Source organism: Coleofasciculus sp. A1-SPW-01 (genome assembly GCF_040217205.1).
GTDB lineage: Bacteria > Cyanobacteriota > Cyanobacteriia > Cyanobacteriales > Coleofasciculaceae > Coleofasciculus > Coleofasciculus chthonoplastes_A.
The window spans coordinates 90,745-111,799 of the sequence record NZ_JAVJNP010000110.1 but is presented as its reverse complement, the minus strand read 5'-3'; the positions used below and the strand labels follow the sequence as shown (position 1 = coordinate 111,799).

The following is a 21,055-nucleotide window of genomic DNA, read 5'->3' as shown; positions in this document are numbered from 1 at the left end:
CTATCCCCTCTATAAATATCTCTTCAGACTACTCTGTAGCCGCCTGTAACCCTTTTGTGTTAAAATTTTCGAGTGTTTTGTCATTTTAAAGCATATAAACCGCTCAAAGCGTTATACTGGAGAATCCCTGATATGACAAGTAGCTACAGTGCCGATCAGATTCAAGTCTTAGAAGGTCTCGAAGCGGTACGCAGACGTCCGGGAATGTACATCGGAACTACCGGACCACGGGGACTCCATCATCTAGTTTACGAGGTTGTAGACAATTCGATCGATGAGGCGCTGGCTGGCTATTGTACTCATATCGAAGTTGACTTCAACAGCGATGGTTCCGTTAGCGTGACTGACGATGGACGGGGTATTCCCACTGATACTCATTCTAAGACCGGTAAATCAGCCTTGGAAACCGTAATGACGGTGCTGCACGCGGGCGGTAAGTTTGGCGGCGGCGGGTATAAAGTGTCCGGCGGATTGCACGGGGTTGGGGTTTCTGTCGTCAACGCCCTGTCAGAATGGGTGGATGTTACGGTTTGGCGAGAGAAAAAGGTTCATACCCAGCGCTATGAACGCGGGATTGCCATGGGTGAGTTGGCGGTTAAACCCAGTAAAGAAAACCGCACGGGAACCTCGGTGACGTTCAAACCCGATACCCAAATCTTTACCAATGGGATCGAGTTTGACTACAGTACGGTAGCAGGGCGACTGCGAGAACTTGCCTATCTGAATGGCGGCGTGAGGATTACGTTTACGGATCACCGCATCTCTCCTGAACACCAAGACAGCTACCACTATGAGGGGGGTATCCAGGAATATGTGGGATACATGAATCGGCAGAAGGAACCCCTGCACCAAGAAATTATTTATGTTCAGGGTGAACGGAATAATGTGCAAGTGGAAGTGGCGCTGCAATGGTGCGTGGATGCTTACAGCGATAACCTGCTAGGATTTGCTAATAATATCCGCACAATTGACGGTGGAACGCACTTAGAGGGATTAAAGACAGTTCTGACTCGGACATTAAACGCGATCGCACGCAAGCGGAATAAACTAAAAGAGAGTGAGTCTAACCTGGGCGGCGAGAATGTTCGCGAAGGATTAACTGGCGTCATTTCCGTCAAAGTCCCTGAGCCAGAATTTGAAGGACAAACTAAAACCAAACTGGGGAATACCGAAGTCCGAGGTATCGTGGATTCCTTGGTGGGTGAAGTATTGACAGAGTACCTGGAATTTCGTCCTCAAGTCGCTGATTCTGTTTTAGAGAAAGCCATCCAAGCCTTTAAAGCCGCCGAAGCCGCACGTCGGGCGCGGGAGTTGGTACGGCGGAAGTCTGTATTAGAGTCGTCTCCCCTACCGGGTAAGTTAGCCGATTGTAGTTCCAGAGATCCGGCTGAATCGGAAATCTTCATCGTTGAGGGGGATAGTGCAGGGGGCTGTTTTGATGGCGATACGCTAGTGGCGTTAGCCGATGGGCGTTCTCTCAGCTTCAAAGAAATTGTGGCGGAACAGGCGATGGGGAAAGAGCATTTTTGCTACACGATTCGCCATGATGGAAAAATTGGGTTAGAACGGATTATCAACCCTCGGATCACAAAGGCGAATGCCCAAGTGATTCAGGTGACACTGGATAATGGAGAAACGCTGATTTGTACACCCGATCATCCCTTTATGGTACGAGATGGTAGCTATAAAGCCGCCGCCTTATTAACGCCAGAGGATTTCCTGATGTCCCTGAATGCCAAGCTATCAGAACGAAGCCGAGGGCAGAGGTTAGCAGAGATTGATGCGGCTGGGTTCAACACCCGCTTATCTGAAGTGGCGTTTTCTCGTGATGTCCAAGCCAATGCGGTATATCCAACAGTCGGGGCTGTAGGGACACCATCCTTGCGCCCTCCTCACTCTGGGCAAGATACTAAAGAATCATCAGTGGCTCTGTTGGTGCGTGAGGAGTCCCCATCCCGGAAAGACAATCATCGGGTTGTTGCTATCGAACGCCTAGAAAAACGGGTGGATGTTTACGATATTGAAGTTCCCCATACCCATAACTTTGCCCTAGCCAGTGGCGTTTTTGTTCACAATAGTGCCAAACAAGGACGCGATCGCCAATTTCAAGCGATTTTACCGCTGCGGGGTAAAATTCTCAATATTGAGAAAACCGATGATGCCAAAATTTACAAGAACACAGAAATTCAATCCCTGATTACCGCCCTGGGTTTGGGTATCAAAGGAGAGGAATTTGACCCCTCGAATCTGCGTTACCACCGCATCGTAATTATGACGGACGCGGATGTCGATGGCGCCCATATCCGCACCCTATTGCTGACCTTTTTCTACCGCTATCAACGGGCATTAGTGGATCAGGGATATATCCATATTGCCTGTCCGCCATTGTATAAAGTAGAACGCGGACGGAATCATTACTACTGTTATAGCGATCGCGAACTCACGAACCTGGTTCAAAATGAGTTCCCCGCTAACGCCAATTACACGATCCAACGGTTTAAAGGGTTGGGTGAAATGATGCCAGTACAACTCTGGGATACCACCATGAATCCGGAAACGCGGACGATGAAGCGGGTGGAGATCGAAGATGCGGCTGAAGCCGATCGCATCTTTACCGTTCTCATGGGCGATCGGGTTGCTCCCCGCCGGGAGTTCATTGAAACTTACGGTTCTCGACTGGATTTGACCGATCTGGATATCTAAGTTTCTGGGTAGCCAGGTTTAGATCCCCCTAAATCCCCCTTCAAAAGGGGGACTTTGATTACACGAATTAACATCCCCGATTTCTTGAAGAAGTCGGGGATCTGTGTACATCACGAACGACCAAAAACGCTGTATTTGATGGTTCCCCCCTTTTTAAGGGGGGCTAGGGGGGATCTCTTCTGGAGTAACCTACCCTGACACACCCTGATAACAAGAACCATCAATCAACAATTCAGATTATTAGTTAGCATTCTTCTGTTTTTTAGACTGTTGGCGCTTGAAGAATGCACCGAATCCTAATGCCATACCGGAACCCAGAATCGTTAGCGGTTCGGGAACCGATTCTGGTTCAGGCAAATCTCCGTCAAATCCAATATTGTGGTATTCCCCACTTCCGCTCACGGATTGAGTGATCAATTGTCCATCAATATGACCATTGTTAAAATCATAGTGAGCCATCGGAGCTAATACGCTGCCTATCCAAGAAAAACCCTCAGATGTTAGATATGTTGCGTCTGGCAAATTCCATAGGACATTACTGGCGAATGATTTATCAGCAGTTCCATCGAACATTATTTGAAAATTCTTTGCACTAATACTATCGCCAATAACATTAACTAAGATCGTTGAATCCGCATTGACATTAGTAATATTCAGACTACTAGCATTCGATAAGTCAGATGCATCCAAATTGAATACGTTCCGCCCGGAACCTACACCGCCCAGAGTAATATTGTTATATGCTACGTTAGTTTCACCGTTGGCATTTAAACCTCCCAATTGAGCTGAATAGTTCTTGTAGAATTGCTCGGCGGCATCAAAGTCAATGGATGGCTCTTCTAGTTTTAACTCACCATCTTTAATATTCAATCCGGGGCTAAGATTCGCTGTACCACCTACAATAGCATCACCGCCGGATATCTGATTACCGCTAGCATACGTTAGATCTCCACCAACAACTAAGACGTCACCTGAACCAGGAGATAGCTTGGTTCCGACCGAAAGGTCTAGAATAGCATTACCACTAACGCAAACTCTACCTTCGGCATCCGAAGAAGCTGTCATGTTTCCAAAGACGAATACATTACAACCTTGAGCTTCACCTTTCAAAGTGGCAGCTTGAGCAGGCATCGATAAGCTGAGGGCTGCGGTAGCTCCTAAAACTGTACTGGCACCGGTAACTGCGATTTTCGTTAAAGTCTTGTTCATTATTTTCCGAGTGTAGCTGCGTGAACGGTGGAAGTGGTTTACCCATTTAGCATTTGTTCTCATCATATTTTGATTCAGGAACAGTTGGGTAAAGCTTCTGTAAAGATGCCTTAGCTACTTTATGAAATTTTTGTAAAGATTCCGAATCGCTAGACTTTAAGGAATATTTATAAAGTTGACATAAAGAGTTCCCCAAATTTGATAAAGATTTGATGAAGAGACGTTTTGGTAACCAGAACTTGCCCCCCGATCGCGGTACTGGAATTACCCCGTTGTCTGATGGGCTCAACTATAGCGACGATCACCCGATGAGCTGTCCTCGCGTAATTTCACCGATTCCTAAACAGTTCTATCCCGGGTCTTGAGTTAGGGCTGAATGCTTAAATTGTTCATTTTATTAGATTCGCTTTTTTCTCTAAGACTCTTGACCAAGAGACATAGATTTGCTATTTTACTGCTCAAATACTGGCAAAAAAAATTATTTTTGATTAACTCTTTACATGGAGTCTGTAGAGTTTTCATCGAGTATTCCAGGGAGCAAGATGCTCCCACTACCCATGACCAAGGACAAATGACCAATGACAAATACCATCACTCCTCGTAAGGGTCAAAAATTACCTCAAATTCAGCCCCACGCATAAAGCGACGCAGTACCCGTTGGTGATCTTCAGCATCTTGACGGTTGTAAAATCGGGCTACTGTATAGCGACGCGCATCATTCAATAAACGGATAATCACCCAAGGACGGGTTAAGTCTATGGGTTGTTCAATGTCCAGCTTACTGTTGAGCGTTTCTAACTGTTCCTGTTTGAGCGCATTACGCACCAATAACATCAGTTGTTTTCGGGCGGGAGTTTCCTGATTGGGTAGAACTGTCCAACCTGCTACAGGTGCAGGTAAATAGGTTAATGTATGAGACTCTTCTGCTTTAGTGACATTCCAAGCCAGACGGCGAGATTGTTTGTGACAGTGGTATCCCTGCTGTCTGAGAACTGAACAAAGACGTTCACCTTCTTTGGTTAGGCGCAACCAGTCACTGTGCTTCATGGCGATTCTGAGAATAAAGATTAACTAGAGAATTTCTTCCCAATCCCCCAGGAAAACCAGAGAGATAGAGGTTTCGCTAGTTACCCTACTTAAGGTTTATTCCCAAAAACCTATTGCTATTGTTTTGACAAATGAATTTATTTATGGTAAAAATTTATCTTCAAAATTGTAGAGACGCGCCATGGCGCGTCTCTACAGGTTCAGGGGTGCTTGACGAATGACGAATGACGAATGACTAACGAACAATAATCGCCCAAAGGCTTATCCCCAAAGCGACTATCCCTAAATGTTGCATCAGGAGCGATCGCACGGGCTGGCTGGCAATTTTCTGCGTCAGAACCATACTCAGCAGCACACCAGAAATCAATGTCACTCCCTGTAAAAACGCAATCACCGCCGGATGCGCTACAAACACGGGTAATCCCTCACCACTTAACCCAAAAGTGGCAAAGGTTACAGGCAAAATCCGCCCTGCTTCCGTCAACCCCAACCGTAAATGGTGCGCCAGATTCGCCGCCAATACCAACGGTAAATATCCATACGCCAATTCAATCAGCGATCGCGGCTTGGGATTAGGTATCGTTAAATTGAGCGTCTGAATCAGTCGGTAAGTTAATTGAATTCCACCATAAGCAATTAAAGGAATCAACGCCGGGAGACTCAAAACCGCCAACGAAAACCAAGCGTGTGTGCCAAATTGACTCAAATCTAGGTGTAAATTCAGTTGCTGATTTAACTCCGGTAAGCGATGCAAAAACACACCGCCTAACAACAACAACAATAACGCCACCTCATAACTACGAGGAATATGAGTTGTCCACAACTCAATCCCTGGCGGGCGCAAATTTACCTCCACAGAACGGTGTGGACAGGCTTTTAAACACGTCATGCATAAAACACAATCCCGATTATCTTGTAACTGGGCGGGATGGGAATATAATGGACAGCCATTGGTTTCCATTCCTTCCCCTTTCTGGGGTCCACCCTTATAACATTGATAGGTGGTACATTCGGCTGAACAGGTTCCCTGCTGCGCCCGTAACTCCGTCATCGACAACTTGGCAAATAAACCATTCATCCCACCAATGGGACACAAATAGCGACACCAAAAGCGACGCTCGAAAATCGCCGAGAAAATCATCGCTCCCGCCGTAATTAATAAGAGTAAACAAGCGGAAAGATACGCCGTATTTTCTAAATCCCAGAGTTCTTCCCATAAGAAAATTAGGGCAAATAAGCCAAACAAAAACCAACCGCCCCAGGTTTCCGCTAATTGTCGCGACCACGGTTTTAACTGACGCGGAAATAGCCACAGGGATAATTTTTGGGTCACTTCCCCATAAATCATAAACGGACACACGGCACACCAAAGGCGTCCCACAAAGGGAAAGCCAATCAAGATGAGGGGCCACCACCATGCCCAAAAGAGATTTAAGGTGAAGTTTTCCTCACGGGTTTGCGGACCGATGAAGCCCATGATTACGACTAGGGCAAACAAGCTTAAGGTAAATCCATAGTTAATGCGATCGGGCCACCAATCACTTCGTAAAAATCGCCGCAGTTGGGGATAGGCATTTAAGAGATTAAAGCGGAATTGTTTTTTCTTACTCTGGGAGGGCCACAACAGTTCTTCCGTGAGTTCTTTGCCAGAGTCCGATTGAACCAGCGCCCGTTCCACTAAGTTTTTTAATTCCCTGAGATTACCGGGAAAATCATAGGCTTGTAACTGACGTAGGGCTTCGGGTGTAATTTTGGGTTTATTAATTCCTTTAGCGCGACATAAGAGACTAATGTAATAGTTCATCTGGTCGCTAATATCCGTTTTTCTCACCCGTAGTGGCGGAACTTTAATCACTTGCCCAACCAGAGGGTTAATGGTGGGGAGCGCCGTTTCGGTAATCATAATAATCCGGGCGCTGCACTGTTTCACCTGCGTCGATTGTTCTAGGGAACGGCGGACAGGTTGATACGTTCCAGTTTCTAATAGAGTTGCCAGTTGAGGCATTAAATCCTGGGGCAATTCATCCACATTATTGAGAATCAACGTCCCTGTGTTCAGGGAATCAATGAGTCCCGGTTTTCCCCCTTCCCGCCCAAACAGTTCCGCACCACTGGCTTGCACTTTACTACAATCGATTTTAATCACAGGTTCGCGGCGATAGGCTGAACCAAAGTGAATCAGCGCGGCGGTGTTGTCTTTTTCCAGTCCCGGTTCACCGAAAATGAGTACAGACTGGCGAGTATCGGCGGCTTGTTTGATTTGCTGGCGTAATCGCACCGCATAACGGCTTCTACCAATAATTCCCCGTTTGGCTTTGTTGACTAAATAGGGGCGCAGCGTCACTTGGCGTTCTTGTTCAACCTTGAGTTGAGACGACAGGTGTGCCAAGTCTTGGGCAAGTTGGGGTGAGAAGGCTTGGGATATTTCTGGATACTGGTGGATTAAGTCTCGGAATTGTTCGGCTGGGATGCGCCACAGGTGAGAGTCGCTGCGGGTGACGATGGTTCTTTGAGCCGATTGATTGAGAAGTAACTCCTGTAAATGAATCACAGCGCCAGGAAGCCAACTGACGCCCCAAATCGAACCCAGTTGGTTGGTTCGGTAGCCTTCAATACGCCCCTGTTGCAGAATGTAGAGATAGTCTACCGGGGTATCTTCGATCACCAGACGCTCCTGGGCATTTACCGCTAGCGCTTCCATTCGGGGCGCGATCGCCTGTAAAATTTCATCGGAGAGAATGCTAAAAGCTGTGCGTTCTCGCAGCCATGTCACTAGGTCGAGATAGGTCATCCTTTGTCCTCATCATCCAATTTAGTTTATAGTTTGTTTATCGATAATCAATGGATTCATTCCCGTAACCAACGGTAAAACACAACCAAATGATCGAGCTGGCGAATCTCTGGGTTCCTTTGACGCTTTTGGGCTTGATTATCCTAGCCGCGCTGTTTTTTAGTTGGGCAAGTTAGACAAGGTGTAAGTAGGTGGGGACAATTAAAGTTAACGGTAGGGATAGTCATTCGTCATACTCGAACAGCTCCCAGCAAGCTACGTCATTCGTCCTTGTCTCCTCCAGCTTCCCCAGCTTTCCCAGCTCCCCCAGCTTCCCCAGCTCCCCCAGCTCCCTCTGCTTCCGTACCCTATTGCCATCCACCATCCCATTATCTCTAGGTATAGGTAAAATATGCATCAGTGATTTTAGCCCCCTTGTTATCTATGAGCGGACATCTGCCGCCGATTAGTGATTTACGCGCTCGCCATACTGGCTGGGATAAACCAACGCCAGAACATCTTAAGGATATTGGCACGATTGAGTTTTTCTGGCGAAACCTGTTTGAGGCAATTTTCCATCCGGAGCAAGGCAACTGGCAATATCATTGGCAGCAGCTCTACAATCTGATTTTGGAGCGATGCCCCGAAAATGATGAACGCCGCACGACTATTTTCTACCTAGAGACGGTCAAAAACTGCTTGAAGATAGAGGGAGACTGGAAAAAATATTGGAAACGGATACTGATTTATATGGAAAATGCCAGAGATTGGGCGAGGAAATCGGTTATCCGAGGATGAGCCTGATTCTGGAAAGCGTGGGATGATTGATACACCTGTTATAGGAGATGAGGAAGATGTTAGCGAAGCGGGACAAAGTTGGGAAGATGAGAGAGTTGTGAGTTAACCAGCAAAGCATCCTGATCCACACCAGTAAATCCTGAACAAAGGAAAACGAAGGAATAGAGGAGCCGATCAGGATGCCTGAATATCAGTGGAAATTAACGATTATAGAGCGTAACTTGCTGTTATCGAATTGGATGAACCTAATTCCAGAAGCCCAAGAGCGTATGCTAGAAGAGGCGGACGAGTTGATGGCAATGTTACCCTTCTCCGATAGGCAACGGTTACTGGCGTCTTTGGAAATGCTTCAACCTCATACCCAAGCCGAGTTATACCAGAAGATTCAGCAGATTTTAGGGAGTCAGATGGAGTTACATGCCGCATAGGTAGGGTTTAGTCCAGCCCTCATCCCCAGCCCCTCTCCATCCCCCCTTGCCCCCCTTGGAGACTGTTTGATGTTTGAAAAACAACCCGAAGGATTACGGCAGAAAGTCAAATTATTGGCAACAGAAGCGCTAAACAAATCCGATCCCTCTGGATGGTTTGATCGCTTATATTCCCAAGCCAATCGTGATCCCGATCAAGTACCGTGGGCGCGTTTAAAACCCCATCCCTATTTCCAAGATTGGCTAAATAAAAATAAGCCCCAAGGGAATCATCGCTCGGCTTTAGTCATTGGCTGTGGATTAGGTGATGATGCGGAAGCCTTGGCTAGAGTGGGTTTCAACGTGACAGCCTTTGATATTTCTCCAACCGCGATCGCCTGGTGTCGGCAACGATTTCCCAATTCCCCAGTTAGCTATGTTGTCGCTGATTTGTTCGCGTTAGATCCAGCTTGGCGTCATCAGTTTGACTTGGTATTAGAATGCCGCAATATCCAAGCGTTACCATTAAATGTACGATCAACTGTGATTGATGCGATCGCGGCTTTGGTGGCTATAGAGGGAATCCTGTTATTAATCACGCGATTTCGCCAGACAGAGGCTGAACCTGATGGTCCACCTTGGGCGCTTTCTAATCAGGAACTTGCCCAATTTCAAGACTTAGGATTAGAGGAAGTTCAGCGGGATAGCTTTATTGAAGCTGAGAATCCTTCTGTACAACAGCTTCGGATTGAATATAGGAGAGCAAGAAAAGTAAGATAATCGCTATGTGCCTCGATAATCACCCATAGACCGCAAAGCAGTTCATGAACCGCGCCTTACTTCGTGAAGACGCGGATTGGCAGAGATAACCTGCCAGGAAATCATGAATAAGGGCATGAGTTGGTAGGGGATAATCACTTCCGAACGTTTCTCTAGTTCGGCTTAACTGTAGACTCAGGAATCTCTCTTGACTGGGTAATTCCAGGACACACCCCTACCAATGCCTTAAGAGACGTAAACATTTACACGAGTGGATTATATCTATGAATCGTGTTCCAGTAGTTAGCAAAGAAGGAAAACCGCTGATGCCTACTAAGCCCTCCAGGTCTAGACGGTGGGTCAAAGAAGGTAAAGCAGTGGGGAAATGGTCCGATTTGGGTGTCTATTATGTCCAACTCACCACACCACCATCGGCTGAGGAGATGCAGCCCATTTCTGTTGGAGTCGATCCGGGCAAATCTTATTCCGGTATCGGTGTCCAGTCAGCTAAATACACCCTGCTACAACTACACCTCATCCTCCCATTTGGGCGGGTGAAGAAACGGATGGAAACCCGCGCCATGTTACGACGGTCTCGTCGGGGACGAAGAATCAATCGGAATGTCCCGTTCAAACAGCGCAACCATCGACAATGCAGGTTCGATAACCGCAAACAATGTAAACTTCCCCCATCCATTAAAGCCTCACGACAACTGGAGTTAAGGGTAGTTAAAGAGTTGGCGGCTATTTTTCCAGTAGCGGCGATTGGTTATGAGCGGGTTAAAGCTGATATAGACCAAACCAAGCGCAAACGCGCCAAGTCTGGGAAAGCTTTCTCCCCGGTGATGGTTGGTCAGAATTGGGCAATATCCCAGATGGAGAAAATCGCCCCTGTCTATGTCCGGCGCGGTTGGCAAAAGGACGGGAATGGCACATTCCAACTCCGAACCCAACTAGGGCTAGAGAAAGATAAGACCAACAAGTCCATAGCTAAACCGGAAACCCATGCGGTTGATGGGGTGACGTTGGCTTGTGGGTATTTTGTCAAATATGTGCCATTTGTTGGTTTTAACTCCCATGGTTATGCCCACAAGGGCAGTGTTAACGTGACTTCTTCCCCATTCAAAATTATCACCCGTCCTGGTGCTGTGAAGCGGGGAAAAGAGTATGGCTTTTTCCGTCGCCAACTGCATTTTGAAGTCCCAGATAAGTCGGGAGACAGAAAGCGTAAAGGCGGGACAATCACACCATTTGGAGTAAGGATTGGCGATTTGGTCAGAGCAGAGAAAGCTGGGAAGTCTTACATTGGTTACGTCAGCGGATTCACTGATACCAAAAAGACTAAAAATATTTCCGTTTGTGACTACACCTGGAAGCGCATCGGGCAGTTTGTTCCCAGTAAAGTCGAGCTAATCAGGAGGAGTAACGGTCTATGCGTAGCGTAAAAAAATGGATGCCTCCATATCCCTCCTCGCCCTACGAGAGTTGAGGGCGAGGATTCCCGCGATTTTGTTGAAGAAGGGAGGATGCACTGTCACACTAAGAAGGACATATCATTGTATCCTGAGTGAGCAGACCACAGTGCAGTTTTTGACCCTAGGTATTTTTTCGATCAGTGTCCTTTGGCTGATTAGCGGTGCAGTTTTCTTTACCCTGCGGATGAAATTTATTAACATCCGGGGCTTTTGGCACGCAATTGAGGTGTTACGAGGAAAGTATGATGATCCGACAGAAGCCGGGGAGGTGTCTCATTTTCAAGCCCTGGCAACGGCGCTTTCGGCTACTGTGGGATTGGGTAATATTGCTGGAGTCGCGATCGCAATCAGTTTAGGGGGTCCCGGTGCGGTGGTGTGGATGACGCTGGGGGGACTGTTTGGGATGACGAGTAAGTTTGTTGAATGTACCCTGGGTCAGAAATATCGCGTGATTAAACCCGATGGTACGGTGGCTGGGGGTCCAATGTACTATTTGTCGGCGGGTTTGGCGGAAATGGGACATCAGAACTTGGGGAAGGTGTTGGCGGTTATTTTCTCGATTCTGGGTATTGGTGGCGCATTTGGCGGCGCAAGTATGTTTCAGGCGAACCAATCTTATGCGGCGATAACTACCGTTGTACCCTGGTTTGTGGGGCGCAGTTGGCTTTATGGCTTGATTCTGGTTACTTTCGTGGGAATGGTGATTATTGGTGGGATTAAACGGATTGGTCAAGTGGCGGGTGCGATTGTCCCGGCGATGTGTGTGATTTACTTTTTGGCGGCGCTGTGGATTCTGGTGACGAATTTTATGGATATTCCTGGCGCGATGCTGACGATTCTTAACGGCGCATTATCTCCAGAGGCGGTGGAGGGGGGAGTGTTTGGCGTGATGATTCAGGGATTAAGGCGTTCGGCATTTTCTAATGAAGCGGGGGTGGGTTCAGCCGCGATCGCCCATTCCGCCGCCAGAACCCAAGAACCTGTGCGGGAGGGGATTGTCGCTCTCTTAGAGCCGTTTATTGATACAGTAGTGATCTGTAATATGACGGCGTTAGTGATTGTGATTACAGGCGTCTATCGCAATCCCGAATTTGCCCAACTCAGTGGTGCAGAAGTCACCTCAGTCGCCTTTGGTACAGCGATTTCCTGGTTTCCCCTGATGCTTGCGATCGCGATTTTCTTTTTTGCTTTCTCGACGATGATTTCCTGGAGTTATTACGGCGAACGCTGTTGGGATTATTTGTTTGGGCAGAACAATTTAATCATCTATAAGGTGTTATTTATCCTGGCGGTTTTTACGGGGGCGGTTTTAAGTTCCGGTGTGGTGATTAATTTTAGCGATGGTATGTTAATCGCCATGTCGTTTCCCAATTTACTCGGCGCTTATTTTTTATCGGGTCAAGTGGCTGGGGATTTAGATAAGTATATGCGGCAATTAAATAAAGGATTGGCTACAGCGCAATAAGTGGTGATTGTTCATGGTTCATTGTTCTTAAAAATAAGGGCGGGTTTTGTTGTTTCTTTATTGGTGAAGAGGGCGGGTTTTGTTGTTTCTTTATTGGTGAGGAGGGCGGGTTTTGTTTTTCCGTTATTGGTGAGGAGGGCGGGTTTTGTTTTTCCGTTATTGGTGAGGAGGGCGGGTTTTGTTTTTCCGTTATTGGTGAAGAGGGCGGGTTTTGTTTTTCCGTTATCGGTGGATATCTGAATTGATTCCCTAAACCCGCCCCTACAATTTTCCCTAAACCCGCCCCTACAATTGATTTATGAGGTTATGTCCCACTGAATCTCATAACTCCCTCCCGCATTATCGCCTGTAATCACGACCCAGTAGTTTCCGGTTTCTTCTGCCTCAAATTTATACTCGCGATCGCGATTTGTTTCTATCCTTTTTAGCACCTCTTTATCGGGTTCGAGGATTCTGATCTCTAAATCGCCTTTCGTCACCTCCGACTGAACGTCGAGGACAACTTCATTTCCGGCATCAACCTCAATTTTCCGTCGCTCTGTCCCCGTGAATGTGTTATATCAGTTTGCTCTGCTATGCGGTACATTGTCGATCCCCCTAAATCCCCCTTAAAAAGGGGGACTTTGATCTACTGTACTTTATTACAGCGCAAAGAGCTGTATAGGAGACTGTTGTCTGAGTTGGAAGATTCCTACTGAACCAACCCACTCTCAGAGAACTAGAACAGGCAGATAGTCCAATCAAAACTAATCCGAATAGTAAGGATTGAATTCCAGATTTAATTCCCATCATCGCGGCTTAAGCAAACATCTCATCAATCAAATCTTGATACTGTTCTCTAACAACATGACGCTTAACTTTTAGCGTCTGAGTTAACATGCCATTTTCTTGAGAAAAGGGTTCTGAAATCAGACGAAATACACCAATTCTGTCATTGGGATTATAACCAGGACGGTTTTTCGCTTCTCGATTGATTTCTTGGCGGAAAAATTCCTGAACAGGTTTGCTATTTAAGTCAATCGTTTCCTCACCGGAAGCAGATTCCCCATCCGGGAGTTGCAGGTGATACTGATTCTGTGCCGCCCACCCCTGTAAGTTATCGAAATTTGGTACAATTAAAGCGCCTAGCGATCGCTGATCTTGACCCACCACCACCATCTGATCAATATAACGACTCCGCATACAGGCATTTTCAATCGGTTTCGGTTCGACATTCTCACCATTACTGAGGACAATTGTATCCTTTGCCCGTCCGGTTAAAACTAAGTCCTCTTGAACCGTTAACCAGCCTAAGTCTTCGGTATTAAACCATCCTTGGGCATCAATTACTTTATCCGTGGCTTCTGGGTTGCGATAATAACCTTGCATGATTTGAGATCCCCGCGCCCAAACTAATCCTTTTTCTCCTTGGAGAAGGGTTTCTCTGGTGTCTGGATCAACAATACGAATTTCTGTCTCTAGAATCGGTTTACCCGCAGAACCCCGGAGGTTATGCCAAGAACGACGGGCGGTGAGAACGGGCGAGGTTTCAGTTAAACCATAGCCTTCGAGTACCTCAATACCAATTATTTCATAAAAATCATCTAATTTCTGGGCAAGTGCGCCGCCTCCACAGATGGTTTGCTTTAAGTTTGCACCGATTTGTTCGCGGATTTTCTGATAGATGAATCGGTCTGCTAATGCATGAATTAGAACCAATGTCAACCATTGCAGTCTAGCCCAGAGGCGTTGGAATCCAGAGGGCTGCTGATGTTCTAAACTTAAGCCATGGACAAGGCGACGGGCTTTAATAAAGCGATCGCTAATCGAGAATAGGGCATTAACTAGGCGCTGTTTTCCGGCAGATTCTTTACTTAGCTGCTTTTGCACCGTCTCATAAATCGATTCCAATAAACGGGGAACCGAGACAAAATAGTTCGGGTGTTGGGCATTCAGATCCCGCTTAACATGGCGCAGCGTGGTATAAATCAGGGTACAGCCTTGGGAGAGGGCAAAGTATTCAATGGCGCGTTCATAGACATGCCAAGTGGGGAGAATACTCAAGACGCGATCGCCTGCTTCTAACTGTACAATTGCACCCAAGCTGGTAACTTGATGTAACAGGTTGCCATGACTGAGCATAACGCCCTTGGGTTTCCCGGTGGTGCCAGACGTGTAAACTAGGGTAGCGAGGGTGTCAGGGGTTTGTTCAATCGGTTGGAATGTGTGATTGTTTCCCTGTTCCAACACCTGGGGAAAATTGAGGATATTCAACTCCGACTCAGCGTCGGGTTCCTGATCCGATAATAAAATAACCAGTTGAATCGGCAAATCATGCAAATGCTGATCCAGCTTAGTTAAGGTATCCTGATTTTCCACAACTAAGGCAGTCGCTTCGCTATCTTTAAGGATATAGAGAAGTTCCTCTTGTTCAGCTTGAGAACTCCGCACCACATCAACCGCCCCAGTGGTCATAATACCTTGGTCAGCAATAAACCAGCGGGAACTATTTTCCGAAAACAAAGCTACCCGATCGCCCGCCGAGACGCCTAATGCTTGTAATCCAGCCGCAAACTGCTGAATTTGCTGCCACATCTGGGCAAAGGTTAGCTTGACTTCGGGTTTGGCGTAAGGGTTTTCTAAGGCGACAGTATCCCCAAATCGCTGGGCGGCTAACGACCAAACTTGGGGTAATGCTGATATGGTGTTGTAATCGGCTTGGTGTTCCAGATTTTGGCGTTCTGGGGGTGTGGGTTTAGACGCGATCGCAATAGCTGGGGCATTCATAGGAATTTTGATTGTGTAGGGGTGGGTTTAGGGACATTGGTGTCAACTTAAGACTTTGTATAACTAGGGCTCAAAGTTTAGATCCCCCTAAATCCCCCTTCAAAAGGGGGACTTTGATTAATTTCTGGTTCCCCCCATGGAACAAAAAGCGAAGCATCCTTTGGTCTCCCCCTTTTTAAGGGGGACGGAAGGGGGATCAAAAAGGGGGGCTAGGGGGGATCTCTTATTAAGTAAGGGTTCCAGCCTTAAGTTGATACGGATGGTTTAGGGACTAATATTAATTGTCTTTCCTAGCTTGGTTGCAAAACCCGCCCTTTGTTTAAGTTTGACGTTTGAATTTGTAGGGGCGGGTTTAGGGACTAATATTAATTGTCCTTCCTAGCTTAGTTGCAAAACCCGCCCTTTGTTTAAGTTTGACGTTTGAATTTGTAGAGGCGGGTTTCACAGTTAGCCAGCGTTTCATCAAACTGGCGTAAGCTGTTCAGCTTTCTCTTCAATCGATTTCATCAACGAATCAAAGGGTTTCGCAAACTTTTCAATCCCTTCCTCAACCAGTTCTGCCATAACTTGGTCATAGTCGATCTGAATATCAGGTTCACCCAGACTTTCCAGCGTCTTCTGCGCTTTATCAGCCTCAGTTTCTACCCGATTGGGTGCGACATCAGCATGATCCTCACAAGCTTCAATTGTATCCGGGGGTAGAGTATTTATCGTGTTTTGACCAATCAACTCATTCACATACATGACATCACTGTAGTCCGGATTTTTAGTGCTGGTACTTGCCCAGAGCACCCGTTGTATATTTGCTCCTTGTTCAGCTAGGGCTTTAAAGCGATCGCTCTCGATAATTTCCTTGAACCGTTGATAGGCAACCTTAGCATTCGCGATCGCGACTTTTCCTTTCAGTTCCCGTAAGCGGGCTTCTTCATTCAATTCCTCTGTACCAATCCGCTTGAGTCTCTCATCAATGCGATTATCAACCTTAGTATCGATGCGACTGAGGAAGAAACTCGCTACTGACGCAATATTCTCAATCGGTTTACCAGCAGCAACTCGTGCTTCTAAGCCACGAACATAAGCCCAAGCCGATTCCACGTAACTCTCCACGGAAAACAGGAGAGTGATATTAACGTTAATCCCTTCAGAAATTGCCTGTTCAATCGCCGGGAATCCTTCTTTCGTTCCCGGAATTTTAATAAACACATTATCCCGGTCAATGGCGCGGAAAAAGCGTCGAGCTTCTTCAACCGTGCGTTGGGTATCCCGCGCTAAGTGAGGGGAGACTTCAATACTGACAAAGCCGTCGGTTCCGCCAGACTCATCGTAGATAGGGCGGAAGATGTCGCAGGCGTTGCGGATATCTTCAAAGATCAGGGATTCGTAAATCTCTGATGTAGATTTTCCGCCTTTGATCCCCGCTTCGATATCGCTATCGTAAACTCGGTTATTCGACACCGCCTTAGCAAAGGACTTGGGATTTGAAGTAATCCCGCTGATTCCACGAGTCTCAATCTTGTTTTTCAATTCACCGGATTCGATTAGCTGGCGATCCAGATAATCCATCCAGATACTTTGACCGTATTCTTTAATTTTGAAAATTGGATTATTAGCCATTATGATTTTATATTCTCCTTAATTACTTGAGCTACTTACAGTTATTCAAGACAAGCAAGATGCCAAGTGTTTGATATTGGCAATTTATATAACTTGATGCTCGTTAGGTTTTAAAACAAGGGTTTAGCGCCTCACTAACCCACCTCAGATGTCTGAGAGGACGGGAAAATGCTGGACACTCAATAACAAGCCTACTAATTTTTAGCAGAGGATTACTTCTACCGGAAGTCAGGGTTAAGGGAAGGGTAGCTGATTAGGATTGCCGGAAAAATCTGCCCATAGTTGTAACTGGTCATTCGTCATTGGTCATTCGTCATTCGTTTACTCCCTCATCTCCCTCATCTTCCCCAGCTCCCCCAGCTCCCTCTGCTCCCCCAGCTCTCCCAGCTTCCCCAGCTCCCCACACCCGACACCCCCTTTTCCAGAAAGTTGATCTATTCTTCATGACAGGTGTTCTCCTGCGCCATCCCGGATCACAAATCATCCGGTTAGGCGAACGTTCAATTGGTAGGGGTGTGTAGACCCTGAAAATTAAACGCTACAGAGAACATCTGTTCTATTACCGTTATGACCCAGTATCTTATGCGTCGCACTAAAATTATCTGTACCATTGGACCGGCTACCGCCTCACCCGAACGCCTCGATGCCTTAATCGAAGCGGGGATGGATGTTTCCCGGTTAAACTTTTCCCACGGTTCCCATGAGTTTCACGGACAGACGATTCAGCAACTCCGAGCAATTAGTAGCCAACATCGCAAACCCCTCGCCTTGCTGCAAGATTTATGCGGACCGAAAATTCGTCTGGGAAAACTGCCTCCCGATGGGATTAAGGTGCAAACGGGTGATGAAGTAACCTTTGTGTTAAATGAGGAAGGCAACAACCCGGATGAGATTCCCTTACCCATTCCCACCCTGTTTGCTATGGTGCGCGTGGGTGAACCGATTTCAATTAATGATGGTCGAGTCAAGCTGATAGTCACGGAACGGGATACAGATAGTATTCGGGCATTGGTGAAAATTGGTGGACTCTTGTCTTCTAAAAAGGGGGTTAACTTACCTGAAACCTATTTACCTGTCACCTCCGTCACCGAAAAAGACATGACCGATTTACGGTTTGGGTTGCAATCGGGTATCGACTGGGTGGCGGTGTCTTTTGTGCGAAGCGCCAGTGATTTAGAACCCGTGCGGCGGATGATTGAAGCCGCAGGCGCGAAAACCCGTGTGATTGCCAAAATTGAAAAACGGGAAGCGGTGGAAAACTTAGAGGAAATCCTCCAGGTTGCGGATGGAATTATGATTGCTCGCGGTGACTTGGGGGTAGAGACGCCATTGGATCGGGTACCTTTAATTCAAAAAGAAATTACTCGTCGCTGCAACCAACTCGGTAAACCTGTGATTACAGCCACCCAGATGCTAGAGTCAATGATCAACGCTCCTGATCCGACGCGGGCTGAAGCCACAGATGTCGCCAACTCAATTTTAGATGGGACGGATGCGGTAATGCTTTCGGGTGAAACCGCCGTGGGAGAATATCCCATCGCTGCTGTGGAAATGATGAACAATATAGCTATCCAGACGGAAAAAGCCCTAGCCGAAGGATTGCAAACCGCGTCAGAGTTTCCCAGTTGCAGTATTAGCACCACCGAATCCGTAGCCGAAGCCGCTTGTCATATTGCCAGTCAATTAGGCGCACGGGGAATTATGTGCAACACCTCATCCGGCGGTTCCGCCCGACTGGTGTCTAAGTATCGCCCCAAAACCCCGATTATTGCCTTTACGCCAGAAGAAAGTACCTATCGTCAGTTGGCTTTGTCTTGGGGAGTGCAACCTTATCTGATTACCCCTGTATACAATGCCGAACAGATGTTAACTAATGTGGTAAATGCTGCGGTGGAGATGGAGTTAGCCGAATACGGGGACAAAGTGGTAATTACCTCCGGTGTTCCCATTGGTACGCCAGGAACCACGAGTCTGATCAAAGTCCACAAGATTGGACAGGCGATCGCCTAAAATGTGACTGGTCATTGGTCTTATGTCATGTAGAGGCGACCCACACCGCATCAATGTCCATGTAGGGGCGACCCGCCTGCATTAATTCACAACGGTAGTTCACTCAATAGGCTCGGGTCGCCCTGCGCCCACAGGTTTAAGCGATCGCCTAAAATGTGACTGGTCATTGGTGATTGGTCATTGGTCTTATGTCATGTAGAGGCGACCCACACCGCGTCAATATCCATGTAGGGGCGACCCGCCTGCATTAATTCACAACGGTAGTCCACTCAATAGGCTCGGGTCGCCCTGCGCCCACAGGTTTAAGCGATCGCGTAAAATGTCATCGGTCATTGGTGATTGGTGATTGGTCTTATGTCATGTAGGGGCGATCCACACCGCGTCAATGCCCATGTAGGGGCGACCCGCCTCCATTAATTCACAACGGTAGTCCTATCCAAAAACTCGGGTCGCCCTCTGATCCATTGGTATTGGTATCGACTGGAGATAAACCCCTCCCTAACCCTCCCCTTGACAAGGGGAGGGAATAAGACCGTTTCCCAGAAATAACCAGATTTGAATACTCTGAACGCTTAAGTTATTTTAAGTTTTATTTCCGTATCAGACGTTACATTCGAGCAACCTTCACGAAAACTTCATACAATCACCCCAAATACGCGAATTTTGTGAAGATTCCGTAAAGAAAATCAATAGGAGCGATCGCTCACCCCAAAGCTTGATTAAGATTTGAGAAGTATATCTTCAGGATTTCTGACATATAGCTTGACTAGAATACCAGCAACACTGTCTATCTAACCCCAGATGGATGCTGTCAGCAAAGCTAACTATTAAGCTAGCCCCAACAAGCCCCACGACTATGAGCCAGATGACACGTTCTACCGCAACACCGACAATATCGGTAATCATCCCAGTCTATAACGGTGGTGAAGCCTTTCGTCGTTGTCTTTCCAGTCTAGCGAAAGCCTCACCCCAGCCCTTGGAAGTGATTGTCGTCGCTGACGGGGATACTGACGGCTCTGGGCAGTTCGCTCAAGACTTCGGTGCTAAAGTAATTCAAGTTCCCACCTCTGGCGGACCGGCGAAAGCTCGCAACTTAGGCGCTAGAGCAGCTAGTGGTGATATCCTTTTCTTCGTCGATGCCGATGTCGAAGTTCATGACAACACCATTGGTAAAGTCGCGACAACCTTCAGTCAGGAATCTGAACTCGCCGCCCTAATTGGCTCCTACGATGATCAGCCGGGTGCGCCTAATTTCTTATCTCAGTATAAAAATTTATTTCATCACTACACCCACCAAACCGGATCAGAAGACGCTTCAACCTTCTGGGGCGCTTGTGGTGCAATCCGGCGGGATATTTTCTTAGCTGTCGGCGGCTTTGATCAGAGTTACCGTCTCCCTTGTGTAGAAGATATTGAATTAGGCAATAGACTCAAAAGCAGAGGGTATCAAATTGGCTTGCGAAAGACTATCCAAGTCAAACATCTGAAATGCTGGAGAACCTACTCCCTGCTGAGAGCGGATATCTTTTATCGGGCAATCCCTTGGACAGCGATCATATTACGCGATCGCGAAATGGTCAATGACTTAAATCTCAACCTCTCCAACCGCATCAGTGTAGTCTTGGTATATACCTTATTAGCGGCACTAATCGCCGTTTGGTGGATACCGACTGCATGGGTTGGCATCGCGGGATTGAGTCTAGGGCTATTGGCAATCAACGCCTCCGTCTATCAATTCTTTTATCAAAAACGCGGTTTCCTCTTCGCCCTGCAAACCGTACCCTGGCACTGGCTGTACTATTTTTATAGCGGATTAGCCTTTGCGATCGGTCTAGTTCGTCACCATTGGCAAACTTATCAACCAACTATCTCAACCTGGAAAACAGTCCCCGGCAACTTGTTAGCGATTGAACAACGAATCTTTGCGTCAATTTCTCGTGAATTAGTCGGTGCCTCAATTTTAGTTTCTCTAGTAATCGGCAACTCTTTCTAATCCTCTAAATATCTAAACCCTAAAAAATTAGGAGGAAAA

The 21,055-nt window shown here is 47.0% G+C and carries 15 protein-coding genes; 8 read left to right on the top strand and 7 right to left on the bottom strand.

Features of this window, described 5'->3' with window-relative positions; genetic code table 11:
- Positions 1 to 132 precede the first annotated feature (132 nt).
- Positions 133 to 2,703, top strand: coding sequence for a DNA topoisomerase (ATP-hydrolyzing) subunit B (gene gyrB / locus RH949_RS17100; protein ID WP_446354785.1), 2,571 nt, complete (start codon positions 133 to 135; stop codon positions 2,701 to 2,703).
- A 240-nt stretch (positions 2,704 to 2,943) separates the two neighbouring features.
- Here gyrB and RH949_RS17095 read toward each other — a convergent pair whose 3' ends face one another.
- From RH949_RS17095 to RH949_RS17085, 3 genes are all read right to left on the bottom strand, one after another.
- The gene (locus RH949_RS17095) at positions 2,944 to 3,912 is read right to left on the bottom strand and encodes a PEP-CTERM sorting domain-containing protein (RefSeq protein ID WP_446354783.1); all 969 of its coding nucleotides are present in this window, start codon (positions 3,910 to 3,912) and stop codon (positions 2,944 to 2,946) included.
- Between the two features lie 591 nt (positions 3,913 to 4,503).
- The gene (locus RH949_RS17090) at positions 4,504 to 4,959 is read right to left on the bottom strand and encodes a hypothetical protein (protein ID WP_446354781.1); all 456 of its coding nucleotides are present in this window, start codon (positions 4,957 to 4,959) and stop codon (positions 4,504 to 4,506) included.
- Positions 4,960 to 5,194: 235 nt separating this feature from the next.
- The gene (locus tag RH949_RS17085; RefSeq protein WP_446354779.1) at positions 5,195 to 7,750 is read right to left on the bottom strand and encodes a sigma 54-interacting transcriptional regulator; all 2,556 of its coding nucleotides are present in this window, start codon (positions 7,748 to 7,750) and stop codon (positions 5,195 to 5,197) included.
- Positions 7,751 to 8,173: 423 nt separating this feature from the next.
- Here RH949_RS17085 and RH949_RS17080 point away from each other — a divergent pair, with 423 nt between their 5' ends.
- From RH949_RS17080 to RH949_RS17060, 5 genes are all read left to right on the top strand, one after another.
- Positions 8,174 to 8,527, top strand: coding sequence for a hypothetical protein (locus RH949_RS17080; protein WP_446354777.1), 354 nt, complete (start codon positions 8,174 to 8,176; stop codon positions 8,525 to 8,527).
- 179 nt (positions 8,528 to 8,706) lie between these two features.
- Positions 8,707 to 8,955, top strand: a complete 249-nt coding sequence (locus RH949_RS17075; protein ID WP_446344385.1) for a hypothetical protein — start codon at positions 8,707 to 8,709, stop codon at positions 8,953 to 8,955.
- Positions 8,956 to 9,024: 69 nt separating this feature from the next.
- Positions 9,025 to 9,714 (top strand): class I SAM-dependent methyltransferase, encoded by a 690-nt coding sequence (locus RH949_RS17070; protein WP_446354775.1) that lies wholly within the window; start codon positions 9,025 to 9,027, stop codon positions 9,712 to 9,714.
- A 263-nt stretch (positions 9,715 to 9,977) separates the two neighbouring features.
- Positions 9,978 to 11,138, top strand: a complete 1,161-nt coding sequence (locus RH949_RS17065; RefSeq protein ID WP_044205480.1) for an RRXRR domain-containing protein — start codon at positions 9,978 to 9,980, stop codon at positions 11,136 to 11,138.
- A gap of 136 nt (positions 11,139 to 11,274) precedes the next feature.
- Positions 11,275 to 12,633, top strand: a complete 1,359-nt coding sequence (locus RH949_RS17060) for an alanine/glycine:cation symporter family protein (protein ID WP_446354772.1) — start codon at positions 11,275 to 11,277, stop codon at positions 12,631 to 12,633.
- A 296-nt stretch (positions 12,634 to 12,929) separates the two neighbouring features.
- Here the strand turns inward: RH949_RS17060 and RH949_RS17055 are convergent, their stop codons facing one another.
- The 4 genes from RH949_RS17055 to RH949_RS17040 all read right to left on the bottom strand — a co-directional run bounded on the left by RH949_RS17055 (position 12,930) and on the right by RH949_RS17040 (position 17,458).
- Positions 12,930 to 13,112 carry a hypothetical protein gene (locus tag RH949_RS17055; protein WP_044205476.1) on the bottom strand — a complete coding sequence of 61 codons (183 nt, stop codon included), beginning with the start codon at positions 13,110 to 13,112 and terminating at the stop codon, positions 12,930 to 12,932.
- Between the two features lie 319 nt (positions 13,113 to 13,431).
- Positions 13,432 to 15,399 carry an AMP-dependent synthetase/ligase gene (locus RH949_RS17050; RefSeq protein WP_446354770.1) on the bottom strand — a complete coding sequence of 656 codons (1,968 nt, stop codon included), beginning with the start codon at positions 15,397 to 15,399 and terminating at the stop codon, positions 13,432 to 13,434.
- Between the two features lie 462 nt (positions 15,400 to 15,861).
- A complete protein-coding gene (gene tal / locus RH949_RS17045) occupies positions 15,862 to 17,013 on the bottom strand; it encodes a transaldolase (RefSeq protein WP_446354768.1) in 1,152 nt (383 codons plus the stop codon).
- 313 nt (positions 17,014 to 17,326) lie between these two features.
- Entirely contained in the window at positions 17,327 to 17,458 is a 132-nt protein-coding gene (locus tag RH949_RS17040) for a hypothetical protein (RefSeq protein ID WP_446354766.1), read from the bottom strand.
- 137 nt (positions 17,459 to 17,595) lie between these two features.
- On the opposite strand from RH949_RS17040, the gene pyk reads away from it, so the two are divergent.
- Together pyk and RH949_RS17030 are read left to right on the top strand one after the other, a co-directional pair.
- Positions 17,596 to 19,023 carry a pyruvate kinase gene (gene pyk, locus RH949_RS17035; RefSeq protein WP_006099251.1) on the top strand — a complete coding sequence of 476 codons (1,428 nt, stop codon included), beginning with the start codon at positions 17,596 to 17,598 and terminating at the stop codon, positions 19,021 to 19,023.
- A gap of 865 nt (positions 19,024 to 19,888) precedes the next feature.
- Entirely contained in the window at positions 19,889 to 21,016 is a 1,128-nt protein-coding gene (locus RH949_RS17030) for a glycosyltransferase family 2 protein (RefSeq protein WP_446354764.1), read from the top strand.
- Positions 21,017 to 21,055: the final 39 nt, after the last annotated feature.

Excerpts from the sequence above, each read along its gene's own strand:
- tal (WP_446354768.1), bottom strand. The coding sequence starts at position 17,013 with ATGGCTAATAATCCAATTTTCAAAATTAAAGAATACGGTCAAAGTATC.
- RH949_RS17075 (WP_446344385.1), top strand. The coding sequence starts at position 8,707 with ATGCCTGAATATCAGTGGAAATTAACGATTATAGAGCGTAACTTGCTG.
- RH949_RS17070 (WP_446354775.1), top strand. The coding sequence starts at position 9,025 with ATGTTTGAAAAACAACCCGAAGGATTACGGCAGAAAGTCAAATTATTG.
- RH949_RS17085 (WP_446354779.1), bottom strand. The coding sequence starts at position 7,750 with ATGACCTATCTCGACCTAGTGACATGGCTGCGAGAACGCACAGCTTTT.
- RH949_RS17030 (WP_446354764.1), top strand. The coding sequence starts at position 19,889 with ATGACACGTTCTACCGCAACACCGACAATATCGGTAATCATCCCAGTC.
- RH949_RS17095 (WP_446354783.1), bottom strand. The coding sequence starts at position 3,912 with ATGAACAAGACTTTAACGAAAATCGCAGTTACCGGTGCCAGTACAGTT.
- RH949_RS17090 (WP_446354781.1), bottom strand. The coding sequence starts at position 4,959 with ATGAAGCACAGTGACTGGTTGCGCCTAACCAAAGAAGGTGAACGTCTT.
- gyrB (WP_446354785.1), top strand. The coding sequence starts at position 133 with ATGACAAGTAGCTACAGTGCCGATCAGATTCAAGTCTTAGAAGGTCTC.
- RH949_RS17065 (WP_044205480.1), top strand. The coding sequence starts at position 9,978 with ATGAATCGTGTTCCAGTAGTTAGCAAAGAAGGAAAACCGCTGATGCCT.
- RH949_RS17080 (WP_446354777.1), top strand. The coding sequence starts at position 8,174 with ATGAGCGGACATCTGCCGCCGATTAGTGATTTACGCGCTCGCCATACT.
- RH949_RS17040 (WP_446354766.1), bottom strand. The coding sequence starts at position 17,458 with ATGAAGAATAGATCAACTTTCTGGAAAAGGGGGTGTCGGGTGTGGGGA.
- pyk (WP_006099251.1), top strand. The coding sequence starts at position 17,596 with ATGCGTCGCACTAAAATTATCTGTACCATTGGACCGGCTACCGCCTCA.
- RH949_RS17050 (WP_446354770.1), bottom strand. The coding sequence starts at position 15,399 with ATGAATGCCCCAGCTATTGCGATCGCGTCTAAACCCACACCCCCAGAA.